Raw genomic sequence first — 16,698 nt, 5'->3', positions numbered from 1 at the left:
GTTCTGATATAAAACATGGGGATGTTATTATAGTAAAGTATATATAAATTAAAAGCTATTCTGAGTTTACTTCTCTGTGTTTATGGTTTGTACACTTATGATATCTTTTGCTCTTTCCAGTGCTACATTGATATTCGGACAGATATTTTCTTCTCCCAGTAATTCATAAAATCCTGATTTCTCCAAAACTTTATGTACTTTGTCATTTACTCCTGAAAGTACAATTGTAATTTTTTCTTTTTGAGACATCCTGCACAGATTGGATAAGTTGTGAATACCAGTTGAATCGATGAACGGAACTTTACGCATACGAATGATACGTACAGTGGGACGGTCTCCCAATTGTGCCATTACTTCTTCAAATTGTGTTGCAATACCAAAGAAATATGGACCATTGATTTCATATACTTCCACTCCTTTTGGAATAATCAGATGTTCTTCACTAACAGCAATATCCAATTCTGAGTTTGGGTCTATTTCATCGGTGATGACAGATATTTTGGTTGTTTCCATGACACGTTTCATAAACAGTACGCAAGCAATGATCAAACCTACTTCGATAGCAATTGTCAGATCAAAAATAACGGTCAGGAAGAAGGTGATAAGCAATACGGTGACATCTGATTTTGGATTTTTCAACAATGCTTTGAACGTGCGCCATCCACTCATGTTATAAGAAACAATAACCAGCACACCTGCCAGACATGCCATAGGAATATATTGTGCCAATGGCATCAGGAATAGTAAAATAAGTAGTAATACAACAGCGTGAATAATTCCGGCTACAGGCGTTTTTCCACCATTATTGATATTCGTCATAGTACGTGCAATAGCACCTGTGGCAGGTATACCTCCAAATAAAGGAGCGATGACATTGGCTGCACCCTGAGCTATCAGTTCGGTATTTGAATCGTGACGGTCTCCTATTACACCATCGGCTACTGTGGCCGAAAGTAACGATTCAATAGCACCTAATACAGCAATTGTAATTGCTACCGGGAACAGATTTTTAATGGCCTCCCAGTCCAGTGCAGGAACAACGGCATCGGGTAATTCGGATTTAATGGTAAAACGATCACCAATTGTATCAATACAATCAATTCCTCCGTAAATTTTCATGAGGTATACAGCAATTGTCACTACAATAATAGCAATCAAAGACCCCGGTATTTTTTTTGAAAATCTTGGAGTGACAGCAATAATTATAACACTTACAATACTTACAATAGTATTCCACCAGTTAATTGTGTCAAAATGACGAAAATAAATCATCCATTTTCCTACAAAATCTCCCGGAACTTTTTCATTCCCAAAAGTCAGTCCGAAGATGTCAGCTATTTGTGTGGTGAAAATGGTTACGGCAATACCACTTGTGAAACCTACAATGATGGGATAAGGAATAAATTTAATAACTGCTCCCAACTTGAATACTCCTAATAGGATGAGTATTACACCTGCCATTAGAGTAGCTACGATGAGTCCAGCTTCTCCATATTGCTGGATAATACCATAGATAATAACGATAAATGCTCCTGTTGGACCACCTATCTGTACTTTACTACCACCCAATAGTGAAATAATAAATCCTGCAATGATAGCAGTGATAATACCTTTTTCGGGAGATACACCGGAGGCAATACCAAATGCAATAGCTAATGGGAGGGCTACAATACCAACAATAATCCCGGCCATGAGATCGGCTGTAAATGTTTCTTTCGAGTAATTTTTGAGTGTAGAAAACAGCTTGGGTTTGAATTCTAAGACTTTCATTTTAACGATACAATATAATTAGTGCATATATAGATTTACGATGTGATTTTACTGATTTTGCTAAATAAGGATTGCAAAATTACATAAAATAAATCTAATAACATGTTTTGGAGCATATTATTTGTAAATGATAAATTTTATCAATGATTTCATAGATTTTATTTATAAAGAAAGAAGGACTTGTTTTGAACTAATTCCGTATATTTGTGTTATAAATAAACAAATACAAGCGTAATCTACTAATTAATTAAATATATAAGACTATTATGGCTAAAAGTATTAAAGGTACTCAGACTGAGAAAAATCTACTGACTTCGTTTGCTGGCGAATCACAGGCAAGAATGCGTTACACTTATTATGCAAGTGTTGCAAAAAAAGAAGGTTATGAACAAATCGCAGCTATTTTTACTGAAACAGCTGATCAGGAAAAAGAGCATGCAAAACGTATGTTTAAGTATCTGGAAGGTGGCATGGTAGAAATTACTGCCAGTTATCCGGCTGGTGTTATCAGTACTACTCTCAATAATCTGCTCGAAGCTGCTGCTGGTGAACATGAAGAATGGTCACAGGATTATCCTCATTTTGCTGATGTTGCCGAACAAGAAGGTTTTTATGAAATTGCTGCCATGTACCGCAATATTTCTGTTGCTGAAAAGGGACATGAAGAAAGATATCGCGCTTTTGTAAATAACATTGAGACAGCTTCTGTATTTGCCAAAGAAGGTGAAGTTGTATGGCAATGCCGTAATTGTGGCTATATTACTATTGGTAAAGAGGCTCCCGAAGTTTGTCCGGCATGTCTGCACCCGCAAGCTTATTTTGAAGTAAAGAAAGAAAACTATTAATAGATTATTATACGTTTTTTGATAAGCGGCTCATCCAGCAAGGTGAGCCGCTTTTTTGATTTAGTTGATGATGGCTATTGCTTCTTTAATTTGTTTATAGTAAATTGAAAGACTTATTGTATAATTCATTCTAAATGCTTATTTTTGCTTCTTATGTATAACTAATACTAAAAGACAAAAAACTTCGCTTGTTATGACAAAAAAAATACATGATCAATTAAATAGAATAGCGATAAAAACTCTGCTGATATTTGTTTTTTGTTTCGGTTTCTTTTCATCTTCCAAAGCAAATGATGTGTATTTCCATCATTTGGGGGTAAAAGATGGATTAACGCAAATCAGTATTTTCTCTTTTTATCAGGATGAAATAGGAGCTATGTGGTTTGGCTCATTTGAAGGACTGAATAGATACAACGGACGTGAGATTACCGCCTTTCGCCCTTCACAAAATAATAAGGGATTGACCCAGAATGAAATCTATTCAATTTGTGGTAATAAGAAAGGTGCTATCTACTTACGGGCCGGACACGATCTGGTGAAATACAATGTTTCAACACAGCAATTTACCTGTTTGGCACAAAAAGAAATTAATGGTATTTGCTATTCAAACGATACGCTTTGGGTGATATCCGATCATGCTATATTTTATTATCTGGAGGGTAAAGAAGGTTTGCGTAAGTTTTGTGATATAGATCCGGGCCTGGGAAACGGAAGTTGTATCTTTACGGCTGATAATGAATATTTGTGGGTAGGGACAGAAAATAATTTATTGTCTATACCATTCAGTGCACCCGATTCTCCGAAAGTGGTGTTATCTGGTGTTTTTGTGAAATACCTGTATAAGAGTAAGAGAAATGATTTGTGGGTAAGTACGGATGCGAGTGGTGCTTATCGGATTTCATCTCAGAATCAGATAACAAACTTCCGTTATTCACCGGGTAAGAATGGGATTTCCGATGATCATGTGAGAAGTGTTGTTGAGGATGAATTCGGAAATATATGGATTGGCACATTTTATGGGTTAAATAAATATGATCCTATTACTGATAAATGGAAATGTTATACTCAAATAGACAATGTTCCCTATAGTCTAAGTCATTCGTCTGTTTTTGGTCTTTATAGAGATTTACAAGGGAATATCTGGGTAGGAACCTATTTTGGTGGTATTAATCATTTTAACCCGAGAGCCGATATTTACCATTTCTATGGAGCGATAGGGCGAAATAACCCCAACTATCTTAGTTTTCCTTTCGTAGGTAAGATGGCAGAAGATAAAAACGGTAATCTATGGATTTGTACTGAAGGAGGAGGGCTTAATTTCTTTAACCGCCAAACGAAACAATTCAAGAGTTTCATGCAGGAAGATAACCCCAGAAGCATTAGTCATAATAATCTGAAATGTATTAAATATCTAAAAGATAAAGATCTGCTATATATTGGTACGCATACCGGTGGACTTAATATATTTGATATAAAATCCCAAACGGTCAAGGTTTTGAAGAATAATCCGGGAGAGCCTGCTTCATTGCCCAACGATATTGTGAACGATATACAATTTTATAAAGATAAACTCATTGTACTGACTCAGGCAGGAGTTTGTAGTATGGATTTGAAAAGTGAGACGTTCTCTTCTCTTTCTGCTAATGAGGTAATTAACCGGGCAGTAGAAAGGAAGTTTTATTATGAAACTTTTTTGATTGATAGCAAAGATAGGATGTGGATTGCTAAATCGGACGGAGGAGTGGTACGGATTGATTTGAATAATAATAAAATAAAAGAATACAATGCTGTAATGGAGGATTCTACTTCTATTGGTAAATTTAGAATTACTCATATTTTAGAGGATAGTAAGGGGAAACTTTTTTTCGGGACTTTAGGTTCCGGATTGTTCCTTTATCTTCCCGAGACGGATACATTCAGAAATTTTACAGCAGAAAAGGGAGATTTACAGAGCAACTATTGTTATTATATAGCCGAATCACCTTATGATCATCTTATGGTACTGCATAACAAAGGAGTTTCCTTTTTTGATCCTGAAACCAGAACATTGAAACATGTTTGCGGAATACCTCAAATGAGTTTTAACCAAGGTTCAAGTGTCTGTTCTACCAAAGACGGAGAGGTTTTCTTTGGTGGAATTGATGGATTGACATCCCTTTATGAACAGTTACTTTATACCACTAAAAAAGAATACCAGCTTTATTTTGATAAGCTTTGGATATCCAACAGGGAGGTCAGACCGGGAGATGGATCTGGTATTCTTTCTTCGGCTTTATCCAACTATAAGGAGATTGAACTTGATTACAATAAAAACAACCTGTTTATTGAATTTGCTACTTCAAACTATGTTTCTAATAACGATTTTCAGTATGAATATCAGTTGGTAGGACTTGATGATACCTGGCTTCCGGCACATTCTACTACTATCAGTTATACTAATTTAAGTCCGGGGAAATATCGTCTGCTTGTTCGGGAGGTATGGGAAGATGCCAAAACGGAAACAAAACAAATTGAACTTGGCATCAAAATTAATCCGCCATTTTATGCTACAGTTTGGGCTTATCTGCTTTACGCATTATTGGTGGTAGGTATTTTATATGCTATTTTCCGCTTCAATGTGCGGCAGGCAAAGTTAAAGGCCTCATTAGAATATGAAAGAAAGGAAAAAGAATATATTGAAGAATTAAATCAGACAAAACTTCGTTTCTTTACCAACATTTCGCATGAGTTCCGTACACTGCTTACCCTTATTATTGTACAGGTAGAACTATTGTTGCAACTTAATAAACTCAATCCATCCGTCTACAACCGGGTACTTAAAATTTATAAGAATGCCAGACATATGCGTGATCTGGTGTCAGAGTTACTTGATTTCCGAAAACAAGAACAAGGATTCCTGAAGCTGAAAGTGGAATATATGGATATTGTATCTTTCACTAAAGAGATCTATATGTCTTTTTATGAATATGCCTTGAAACATTCTGTTAACTATAAGTTCGAACATATGGAGGAAAAACTGAATCTTTGGTTTGATCCGGTTCAGTTGCAGAAGGTAATATTCAATCTTTTATCTAATGCCTTTAAATACACCAAAGCAAAAGGCAGTATTACTGTTTCTATCCGGAAAATCAAGAATGAAGTGGAAATACGGGTAGAAGACGATGGTGTGGGTATCTCCAAGGAATCTATTCACAAGATATTTGATCGTTTTTATCAGGTTGACGGACAGAGTTCAGAGTTTACGTTGGGTACAGGTATCGGATTGGCTGTATCCAAAGGAATTGTGGAGTTGCATAAGGGAAACATCCGGGTTGAAAGTGAAGTTGGTCAGGGTAGTGTTTTCATTGTTACGTTGCTGACAGGCAATGAACATTTCCCAAAAGAGGTTTTGAGTGATAGTGAATCCAATTTCCATCTGATAAAAGATGGAGTATTGGAAGATCTGGCTTTGGAAGAGCTAATGCTGGAGGAACCGGTTAAAGAGCAGGAGCTTACTAATGAAGAGAAAGCCGGGGAAATGGATATTGAATCGAAGGATTCTGATAATAAGCCCAGTATTCTTATTGTAGAAGATAATCTGGAGATATTGGAAATGTTGGAAGATATCTTCGCTCCTATTTATCATGTATACAAAGCTACCAATGGTAAAGAGGGTTTTGAAGCTACGCGCGAGTTACATCCCGATATTGTTTTAAGTGATGTGATGATGCCGGAGATGTCTGGTAAAGAGATGTGCCATAAAATTAAAAACAGTCTGGACGTATCACATATTCCGGTTGTTTTACTTACGGCGCAAACCTCTGTGGAATATACGGTTGAAGGATATATGTTTGGTGCAGATGATTATGTAACGAAACCGTTTAATATCAAAGTACTTGTATCACGTTGCAATAATCTGGTACGGACCCGTAGAATGTTGCTTGAAAGATTTAATCATGTTTCTAAGACACCGGTTGTTTCTAATGCCATCAATGAGCAGGATCAGGAATTAATAGATCGTGCTACTGCTATTATCCGAAAATATTTTGAGGATATTGAGTTTGATATGAATGTATTGGCTGCCGAATTGGGTATTGGCCGGAGTAAATTGTATCTCAGAATAAAGGAAATAACCGGACTTACTCCCAATGAGTTGACGCTTAAAATAAAGCTTGAAGAAGCGATGTATTTGATTACTAATCAGCCCAATCTGAATGTTTCTGAGATATCCTATCAGCTGGGCTTTTCATCGCCCCGTTATTTTAGTAAGTGTTTTAAATCATTCTATGGTGTATCTCCACAGAATTGTAGAAAAGGTAAAAACAAGAGTGAAGAGTCAGAAGAAGATTAACCCCATTATCCTTTTGTCTTGTTTCATGCTTTGAAACACTTTGTTTGAAGTAATGAAACATTTTGTTTGAAGCTTTGAAATAAGTTATGTGATACTACAAAAAAAGCTGCCTCGTAATTGAAGCAGCTTTTTCTGTAGTATCATATAACTATAATTTGAATTACCATCCCGGGTTCTGGGTGATTCCCGGCGCTTTCAATATCTCTGATTGTGGAATCGGATAGAGATACATTCGCTCATCAAATACCCGGTTTTCTACGGTGTATTTCTTATAAGTAGGTTCATCATTGGCATCCTTTACAATTTGCATACCTTCTATTTTCAGATAGTTGGCTTTTTCTGTCGGATTATCCAACAAGCGCCAACGGCGAATGTCAAAGAAGCGGTGTTCCTCAAATGCCAATTCTACGCGGCGTTCATTACGTATCACTTCACGCATCTCTTCTTTACTTAGTCCGGTGGGTAGTTTATGTGGATTCAGTTGAGCACGTTTACGTATAAGTTCTACTACTTTATAGATTGAATCTTTGGGTGCAGCACTTGGTGTGTCATAATATTCATTCATTGCCTCCGCGCAATTCAACAACACTTCAGCATAACGCATCAATATCCAGGTACGGGTGATATTATTGGTTCGTCCATCCCATACAGCTTGCGGTGAAAGAAGCTTCTTCAGGTAATATCCGGTTTTAGTAGCGGTTTTATTAGTAGCAGTCGCATCTTTTCCACCTTCAAATGTTTCAATAGTCTGAGTTTTGTCATTTACTGTAAATGTAGAACCGTCATAAGCAAAAGTCATATAGAAGCGCGGATCGCGTCCTACATAAGGATGATCTTTGTCATATCCTGATCCCAGTTCGTTGATCCCTTTTCCGTTAGCCATACCGAAAGCATCTGCCAGGTTCTGCGTCGGATTCGTCAATCCCTTTCCTCCCATAGTGAGTGGGGAATTCTGGCTTTCTACACTTGTTGTAGTGTTATATTTGGTAGAGAATACTATCTCCCGATGATATTGCAGGAAGTTTTCACTAACGGCATACAAGTCGGTAAAGGTTTCATCTTCATCAGTAAAAGCCATCAACTTATATCTGAATGCCGATTCAACAACTTTTTGAGCGGCATCAATCGCGAGTTTATAACGTTGCTTATCATTATTAGGATTGTTCAACGGACTTGCCCAATAGAGAAGTGCACGTGATTTCAAACCATAAGCAGAACCGGTAGTGGGGCGTCCTAATTCTTTCTTATCATCGAACCCTACACTTTCGGAACTTCCTTTGTATTGTTCCGGTAACCGGTTGGCAGCAGTATCACAGTCAGCGATAATCTGTTTCATACAATCGTCATAGGATGCACGTGTTACTTGTTGGGCTTCTTCAGCCGTCAATGATTTTGTAATCAATGGTACACCACCGTAACGTTTGATTAATTCAAAATAGAAATAAGCACGCAGGAAGTGGGCTTCTCCTTTCATACGTTCGCGGGTGCGGACCAACTCTTCATTCGTTCCGGAAGTAGTCGGCTTTACCGGCATTTTAAGTTCATCAATCTTTTCAAGGAATCGGTTTACGATCCGGATTCCCTCATAGTTTTTAGTCCATACGTTTTCTACAAGGAAATAAGAATCCCATGTACCATTGTTGAAACCTTTGATATCGCTTGTCACGTCCGAGTGTACTGCTTCATCGCATCCTGCTGCCAACATGGCGTTATCAATCCGGTTGTAGCCGCTGGGTAGTTTGTTGTACGCATCATTCATGAATCCGAAAGCTCGTCGGGTTTCATTCCATATATCGTCTTCTCCCAGTTTACCATCTTTTTCCGGGTCCAGAAATGAATCACAGCCGGCGAAAAGAAAAGAGAAAGTCAAACCTAAACCTATAATATATTTATTGATTTTCATAATCGTAGTGTTTTTAAAGTTTTATAGATATACCAACCGAGAATGTTCTCAGCAGGGGATATTCAGAATATCCGGCATTCATAGCTTCCGGGTTACGACCGTCAATTGCATTTGAGAAAGTAAACAGATTGTTTGCATTCACATAAAGACGCAATGAAGAAAGGAATATTTTTCTTACCAGTTGCTTGGGGAATGTGTATCCTACTTCTGCTGACGAGATACGAAGCATAGAGGTTTTTTTCTCCCAGAAATCAGAAGTCTGTGTGTTGTAATCGCGGGAGATACTCAAACCCGAATATGCTGTCTGCACAGTAGGGTTAGCCGGATTCCAGCGATTCTCATAAGCATAAGGAGTAAATTTATTCGGAGTATAAAAAGTAGAGAATAAAGCCGATCCTTCCAGATTACACTGAATATCAAATCCTTTGTAGTTACCACCCAATGTAGCACCGAAAATAATCTCCGGTAGGGTGTTTCCTAATGCTACTTTGTCAGACTCATCAATTACATTATCATCCTCCGGATTTTGATTTTTGTAGATGATATCACCTAATACAGGCGCTCCGAAAGAGCCTGTAGGAGCATTGACCAGTTGATCGGCATTGGTATACAATCCATTGGTCTGAAAACCGAATTGTGTACCAATAGAGTGTCCTTTACGGTATTGGTGAGCATATTTGTAAGCTACTTCTTTTAAGTCGATAATTTTGTTTTTTGCCCATACCATATTTCCTCCGATAAAGAATCCGCCATCCTTGTATTGTTTGTTATAAAGGATGTTCAGGTCGATACCCTGGTTATCAATTGATCCGCCGTTGTATTTGGACAGACCGATACCAATCAGTGAAGGAACGATATTAGAGTAATCTACCAATACGTCACGGCGTTTTTCATTGAAATAGTTCATTGTCAATGAAAGACCTTTCCAGAGTTCAAGGTCGAATCCTACATTGAGTTTGTATGACTTTTCCCATGTTTCGTTGGGATTGGCCAATGTTCCTTCTTGTGAGCCATCTGTACTTCCGTTGGGATTACCGAATGCATATCCGCCTCCGGAGGTAAATTCTTGGCGATAAGGAAAACGGCGTCCGCCGGTCTGGTCATTACCGTTTATACCATAAGATGCTCTGAACTTCAAAAAATCGATTGCTTCTACTGATTGGAGCCACTTCTCATCCGAAGCAACCCATGCCAATCCGATAGCAGGGAAAAGTCCGGTACGTTTTCCGCTTTTGTAATTACTGGAACCTTGATAGGAAGCTGTAACCTCTGCATAGTAACGTTTGTTGAAACCATATTGTGCACGCATTGCCAGCCCCTGATATTTGTAATCGGGATTATCGCCCGGAACTGTTTCGCTGGAGTGATTATAGAACAAGCGGACTGCCAGATCGTGTACATCTCCGAAAGTATGGTTATAGTTGACTCCTGCGCCCAGTGTATTGTAACGGTAGAATCCGCCCATCATCTCTGATTTACGGCTGTTCTTATATTCATCTTTACCAAACTGTGTATAAGTGCCATCTGCGTTTTCCTGGAATACAGCATACGTATTATTGATGCTCAGGTACTGCATATTGAAGTTTTCGAAACCATAATAAGCATCAACCGAAAGCCCTGGTAACAACATATCCAGGTCATATTTACCTTTTACCTGTACATTGAGCAGACGAGATTCGTCTTTACGATAACCGTGACGGTTCAAAAGTCCGTAAGGATTCGTCTGATACTCAGAAGTACCTCCGAGTGATCCGTTTTTATTGAACATTGGGAAAGCGTTTGCCGGCAGAGTCATCAGAGTGTTAAATACGGAATTAGTAGCGGCAGGTACTTCCGAACCTGTGTTAGCAGCCGAACTCTTGTCAATAGCTGCAGAAACCAGAATATTGAACAGCATTCCCTTAATCGGGTTAATATCCAGATTTGAACGGTAGTTGAAACGTTCGTATGTGTTATTGGCAGCAGCATCTTTGAAGATACCTTCCTGTTTCATATAACCGGCAGTTACAAAATAACGTGCCAGTCCGTTACCTCCCGAAGCCGAAAAGTTATAGTGCTGGAAGGGGGAGTTTTTACCAATGAAACGGTCTTTGTAGTTTTCGTCCGGATAAAGATAGGAATCTCTGTCTGCACGGAGATACATATCGGGATTATACATTGGTGCCGAACCGTCATTTCTTAATGCTTCATTATAGAGAGTGGTGTATTGATAGGCATTCAACCGATCGGACATTCTCTCTGTTGTCTGGAATCCTGCGCGGATGTCCACATTAATGGAGTGTTTTACTTCACTACCATGTTTTGTTTTTATCAGAATGACACCGTTGGCTCCGCGCATACCATACATGGCCAAAGCCGACGCATCTTTCAGTACAGAGATACTTTCCACTTCATTGAAATCCATCAAGTCAATGTTGGCTTCTATATCGTCAACTAAAATCAGAGGTTTAGCATTGGCATTGGTTGCCATACCACGTACATAAAAAGTATAGTTACTCTTACCGAATTTTTCACCTCCGTTTTTCAGTGAATAGAGTCCGGATAAAGTTCCATTCATTGCCTGTTCAATATTGGTTACTGTGTTTTTTTCAATTACATCGGTACCAATACTTGATACAGCCGAAGTCATACTCCTCTTAGATTGTTCTCCATAAGATACACCAATCATTTCATCTTCGTGGGTCATGTACTTTACCAGTTTCAATGTGTAAACTGATTGGTTGTTAAGGCGTGTAACAACCGGACGGTACCCTTTTAAGTTAACTACCAGTACATCCGACGGATCAAGTAACATATAGAATTTACCATCTTCATCGGTCACAGCATCTGTTTGTTTTTCCTGGACGTTAACTGTAATACCGGGCATAGGGACATTATTTTCGTCGACCACAATACCCTCAACGGTTACTGTTGAGCTTTTTTGGGTCTTTTGTGCTTTTACCGGCATTACCGATAGAAGCAGTGCACACAGAAACGTGCACAAATATATAAATCTCTTCATTTGAATCATATTTTAGGGTTTATACCATCATCATTTCCATCCCGGGTTTTGTTCCAATACGGCACTTTTGTATACTTCGTTGTTAGGTATCGGATAGAGATGCATGTGTTCTTTGAATGTAGGAGTTTCATATTTTTCACGAGAATAAGTGAAGGTTCCATCTGTATTCTTTACTACGCGGATACCATAGATATCTTTATTGAAATATTCTACTCCTTTATGCCAGGATAGTACATCATACCAGCGATGTTCTTCAAAACAAAGTTCCACACTCCGTTCATTGTAGATACGCTCACGCATTTTTTCTTTTGTATCCGAAATATCTGTCGGTACAGGTACTTGCCCCACACGTCCTCTGAGTTCTGTCAGTACGTCCCTTACAGAGAGTCCTTCCAGTGAACTTTCCGGACCTCCTACTTCATTCTGTGCTTCGGCAAAGTTCAGCAGAATCTCTGCATAGCGGAAGAAGATATAGTTCATGTAGGTGGAAGTACCTTTATATCGTTGATGTGCTTCCGGCCAGAATTTGGCTATGGCATAACCCAATACATTGATATGAGTGGTTCCTTTGTCACGTCCTGTTTCTTTTCCATTGGCTGATACCCAAAATTCCAGTTTACGATTATACCAGAACCGGTCATTACGCAGTACGCACATATCCAGACGGGGGTCTCTGTTTGCATATGGATCTTCGTCTTTGTAAATCTTAGAATTCGTAATTGGATAGCCTTTAGAGTCTTCAAACATGTCAACCATATTTTGAGTTACCCATTCTCCTGCCCATCCGTCATATCCTTGTGTAGCAATGAAACGAGTCCAGAATGTACTTCCGTTGGTATGTCCCTGTTCAAAGTTCATTTTGATACGCGGACGATTCATGATGATTTCGCTGCAAACCGGCTGGAAGAACATGTTTACATAATCGGGATAGAGCGTATAGAGTTTCAGGTCGATTACATCTTTGGCTGCTTTGGCTGCTTTTTCCCATTTTGTTATGTCGTTGGAAGGATTGTGCAAGGGGCGGGCAGCGTACAACAGTACTCTTGATTTCAGCGCTTTTGCCGCTCCTACTGAAGCGCGTCCGTTGTCTGCATCGGCATACTTTAGGGGAAGTAGGCCATTGGCAGCTGTGTTACAATCATTTACGATAAATTCAACACACTTTTCATAGGTGTCGCGTGGTAAGTCCAGATTATCTTTATTCAAAGTCAATGTATGATCAATGATAGGTACACCTCCCCAACGTTTGATCAGTTCGAAGTAGAAGAAAGCACGCAGGAAGTAAGCCTCTCCCAGACAACGGTCTCTGATCTCTTGTGACGGGAAATTAGGTATCCTGTCTATATTTTCGATAATTTTATTGGTTTTTCGGATACCAATGTACATATTCTGCCACATAGTTGAAATCTCATTATTGGCATCAAACATTTTGTTGCTTGATTCCATTTGGGTACCGTCCCATGCTCCGTTGTTGAAAATAGCGGTACATCCTCCCTTATTACGTGATTCATCTCCCATAGAGGAAACCAATGAGTTCCACAAACGTCCCAGATGACCGGGCATATAAGAATAAGTCTGATCTGCATATTGACGGAACATAGCATAGTCCGAAAATATTTTATCCTCATTGATGTCTTCTACCGGAGCCATATCCAGCTGACCTTCCCCAAACAATCCCGTACAGGAAGAGAAGCCTATAGAAGCCGCTATTACATATATGATAAATAGTTTTTTCATAATTGATTAAAAGTTAATGTTTACACCAAAATTATAGACACTTTGTTGCGGATAAACCTCTCCGCTGTTGTTTACAGTTTCCGGGTCGAAGTTGTCAATCTTGGACCATGTGTAGAGGTTACTTCCATTCAAATAAGCTTTCAGTCCTGTCATTCCCAGTTTACGATAGATTTTGGAAGGGAATGAGTAAGTAATCTGCACGTTCTTCAAGCGAATGTAATCGGCAGATTTCAAATGGAATGAGTTGATGTTCTTGTTGCTGTGTTTTGCTGCCATGTGTAGTGACGGATACGCTGCGTTAGGATTATCGGGAGTCCAGTAGTTCTTGTGAACTTCTGAAACCTGTCCACCTCCTGCACCGCCTCCAAATTCATAACCGGCATTTCCGGCAAACAATACAGAAGCATGGGCAGCTCCCTGGAACTGAACGGATATTTCCAATCCTTTCCAGATAATACCCGGAGTGATGGAGTACATGATTTCAGGTATACGTGAATAGCCGATAGCTACTTTATCTGCATCTGTCAGAGAGCCATCTCCGTTACGGTCCCAATACTTCAGGTCACCCGGAATGATAGGACCTCCTAAAGTTGTCTGATCAGGTGAGCTTTTAATATCTTCTGCGTTCTGGAAAAATCCGAGTACCTGATATCCTCTGAACTGGTCTATTCTGAATCCGGCTATCTTTTGATAATCGGGTGTTCCTGCAGGGTCATCATAATTGATAACTTCGTTGCGTGCAAAACTGTAGTTACCACGGATATAGTAGTCTACCTTTCCGATATGGTGACGGTGAGAGAGTTCAAATTCATATCCCCAGTTCTTCACTTCACCTACATTGAGGTAAGGGCTGGATAAACCAATGATTTGTGGAGTGGAACGTCCCTGAAGAAGAATGTCTTTACGGTGTTCTTTAAATACGTCTACTGTAAAACTCAACAGATCATTTGAGAACAAACGGGCTTCCAGACCGATATTGCCTTTCAAAGCCGTTTCCCAGGTCAATAGTTTATTTTCGTTTCTTTTTTCATAGATACCTCCGTTGGTTGAAGGATTGGTTGTACCGAAACCAAAGCTGGGAGTTCCTCCTCCTGCGTATATACCTTGTCCGGTAAACTCACCCATATAGAGGAAACGGTCTTTTGATTTGTCGTTACCAACCAGACCCACTGAACCTCTTACCTTTAAATACGGGATAACTTTTTTCACTTTCTCCATAAATGCTTCTTCGGAGATCACATATCCCAATGAGCCGGATGGGAAGAATCCGAAGCGATGACCTTTGGCAAAGTTTTCTGAGCCATTATATCCCAGGCTGACTTCACCCAGGTATTTATCGGCAAAACCATATTCTACGCGGGCGGCATATCCCATCAACGCACTTGGTATACTGCTTCCACTCGTTGTTTTCTGTTGGTTGTAAACTAATATGGAGTTGATATTATGTTTGCCGAAACTGCGTCCGTAGCCTACCTTCAGTTGTAAGTTAGTGCGTCGCATTGGATCGGTCTTTTTATCTTCACTAAAGCGGAAGGGCGAGTCTTCACCTAACTGGTCATAACGTCCGGTGTTGGGCTCATAATAATAAGTATCAATACCATCTGTATATTTTTTTGTTGAGCCGAAATTGTTATTGAATGATATACTCATATCAAATGACAAGCCGTTTGTGATAAAGCTCAGGTCATTGTGCAAAGTTCCTACAATGTCGTAATAGTTAGTTTTTGAGTTTTCATATCCACTGTATGCAATGCTGGTAAGCGGATTACCCGAACCTTGTACAGCGGCAATAGAACCATCCGGATTATAGATAGGATGTCTCCAGGGTTCTTTGGCGATCAATCCCTGGAAGTAACTGCCTGATGCACCTTTGAATCCGTTCATTTCACCTGAACGGCCGGAGATATTGGCAGATAAGGTCTGGTACTTGTTGATATTTAAATCGATGTTTGAACGGAAGTTGAAACGACGATAGTACACCTGAGGATTGTAGTCTTTCTGCAGGTCGGTATATTTGAACATACCACCCTGATTCAAGTATCCCAGTGAGATAAAGTATTTCACTGCTTTGGTACCTCCGGAAATGTTGATATTATACTGTTGTTGCAGGGCACCTCTTTTGTTTACCATTTCGTCATACCAGTTTACGTCCGGATAACGATAGGGATCTTCTCCCAATCGGAAACCTTCTAATGATTCATCTGTGAGCAGTCCGTTATCTTGCTGCAACGGATCTTTTCCATCATTCTCCCATGCTTTTTTACGAAGTACCAGGTGTTCATATGAACCTAAAAATTCGGGAATCTGTGTAGGACGCTGTAATCCCCAATTAGCGGTAACTGAGATTTTTGGCTTTCCTTCTTTACCTCTTTTAGTAGTGATCAGGATAACACCGTTTGCACCACGGATACCATATACGGCAGTAGACGAAGCGTCTTTCAATACGGAAAGGCTCTCAATCTCATTTGCATCAAGCTGTGAGAATGATTCTTGTTCTACACCGTCGATAATAATAAGAGGAGAGGCATCGTTGAAGGTAGACTTACCACGAATCAGGATAGTGGCGGCATCTTCACCGGGACGTCCACCCGGCTGTTGAGTAACTACTCCCGGCAATTTACCAACCAGTGCGTTGGTTACGTTGGCTACCGGAGCAGCCACCAGTTCACTGCTTTTCATCATACTTACGGCACCGGTTACCGTTTGTTTTTTTTGTGATCCGTAGGCTACTACGACTACTTCATCCAATGCATTCATCTGGTCTTCCAGTACGATGTTGAATGATGTTTTGTTACCCACAATCACTTCGTATGTTTCATATCCTATATAAGAGATAATCAATACGGATTTGGGTGACGGTACTTGCAAAGTGAATTTACCATCGATATCGGAGATAGCTCCAATGGATGTACCCTTTACCAATACATTTACGCCAGGTAAGGTTTCTCCCTGACTGTCAGTGATCACACCCTGTATCTGGCGGGTCTGATTTGCTTCTGTCACAGCTCCGAGCGCATGGCTCCATCCCAGTTGCAGTAGCAATACACAGCAAAACACTTTTAGAAATTTAAAATGTAACGTTTCTGTGTTCATAGCTTTTCTAAGATTAAAA

At 39.5% G+C, this 16,698-nt stretch carries 7 protein-coding genes; 2 read left to right on the top strand and 5 right to left on the bottom strand.

All coding sequences use genetic code 11. The annotated features are described in order from the left end of the window. Positions 1–66: 66 nt before the first annotated feature. Positions 67–1,770: a SulP family inorganic anion transporter gene (locus ACESQI_RS14315; protein ID WP_002558464.1), complete on the bottom strand. Its 1,704-nt coding sequence runs from the start codon at positions 1,768–1,770 to the stop codon at positions 67–69. A 266-nt stretch (positions 1,771–2,036) separates the two neighbouring features. Here ACESQI_RS14315 and rbr point away from each other — a divergent pair, with 266 nt between their 5' ends. Next, positions 2,037–2,615, top strand: coding sequence for a rubrerythrin (gene rbr, locus ACESQI_RS14310; RefSeq protein WP_002558465.1), 579 nt, complete (start codon positions 2,037–2,039; stop codon positions 2,613–2,615). Positions 2,616–2,808: 193 nt separating this feature from the next. After that, positions 2,809–6,945 carry an ATP-binding protein gene (locus ACESQI_RS14305; protein ID WP_373126441.1) on the top strand — a complete coding sequence of 1,379 codons (4,137 nt, stop codon included), beginning with the start codon at positions 2,809–2,811 and terminating at the stop codon, positions 6,943–6,945. Between the two features lie 160 nt (positions 6,946–7,105). Here ACESQI_RS14305 and ACESQI_RS14300 read toward each other — a convergent pair whose 3' ends face one another. Genes ACESQI_RS14300 through ACESQI_RS14285 form a run of 4 tightly spaced genes read right to left on the bottom strand, consistent with a single transcriptional unit; the run spans position 7,106 to position 16,679 of the window. Further along, entirely contained in the window at positions 7,106–8,848 is a 1,743-nt protein-coding gene (locus ACESQI_RS14300) for a RagB/SusD family nutrient uptake outer membrane protein (protein ID WP_002558467.1), read from the bottom strand. A 13-nt stretch (positions 8,849–8,861) separates the two neighbouring features. Further along, complete coding sequence (locus ACESQI_RS14295; RefSeq protein WP_373126439.1) at positions 8,862–11,849, bottom strand: SusC/RagA family TonB-linked outer membrane protein; 2,988 nt, start codon at positions 11,847–11,849, stop codon at positions 8,862–8,864. Between the two features lie 30 nt (positions 11,850–11,879). After that, positions 11,880–13,586 carry a RagB/SusD family nutrient uptake outer membrane protein gene (locus tag ACESQI_RS14290; RefSeq protein WP_007483058.1) on the bottom strand — a complete coding sequence of 569 codons (1,707 nt, stop codon included), beginning with the start codon at positions 13,584–13,586 and terminating at the stop codon, positions 11,880–11,882. Between the two features lie 6 nt (positions 13,587–13,592). Next, entirely contained in the window at positions 13,593–16,679 is a 3,087-nt protein-coding gene (locus ACESQI_RS14285; RefSeq protein ID WP_195450265.1) for a TonB-dependent receptor, read from the bottom strand. Positions 16,680–16,698: the final 19 nt, after the last annotated feature.

This window comes from Bacteroides sp. HPS0048, from assembly GCF_964240755.1.
Classification (GTDB): domain Bacteria; phylum Bacteroidota; class Bacteroidia; order Bacteroidales; family Bacteroidaceae; genus Bacteroides; species Bacteroides nordii.
The sequence above is the reverse complement of the archived record's forward strand: the minus strand, read 5'-3'. Positions and strand labels throughout refer to the sequence as shown.

Bases quoted from the DNA above. Each gene is read 5' to 3' on its own strand.
- ACESQI_RS14315 (WP_002558464.1), bottom strand. From the start codon at position 1,770: ATGAAAGTCTTAGAATTCAAACCCAAGCTGTTTTCTACACTCAAAAAT.
- rbr (WP_002558465.1), top strand. From the start codon at position 2,037: ATGGCTAAAAGTATTAAAGGTACTCAGACTGAGAAAAATCTACTGACT.
- ACESQI_RS14305 (WP_373126441.1), top strand. From the start codon at position 2,809: ATGACAAAAAAAATACATGATCAATTAAATAGAATAGCGATAAAAACT.
- ACESQI_RS14300 (WP_002558467.1), bottom strand. From the start codon at position 8,848: ATGAAAATCAATAAATATATTATAGGTTTAGGTTTGACTTTCTCTTTT.
- ACESQI_RS14295 (WP_373126439.1), bottom strand. From the start codon at position 11,849: ATGAAGAGATTTATATATTTGTGCACGTTTCTGTGTGCACTGCTTCTA.
- ACESQI_RS14290 (WP_007483058.1), bottom strand. From the start codon at position 13,586: ATGAAAAAACTATTTATCATATATGTAATAGCGGCTTCTATAGGCTTC.
- ACESQI_RS14285 (WP_195450265.1), bottom strand. From the start codon at position 16,679: ATGAACACAGAAACGTTACATTTTAAATTTCTAAAAGTGTTTTGCTGT.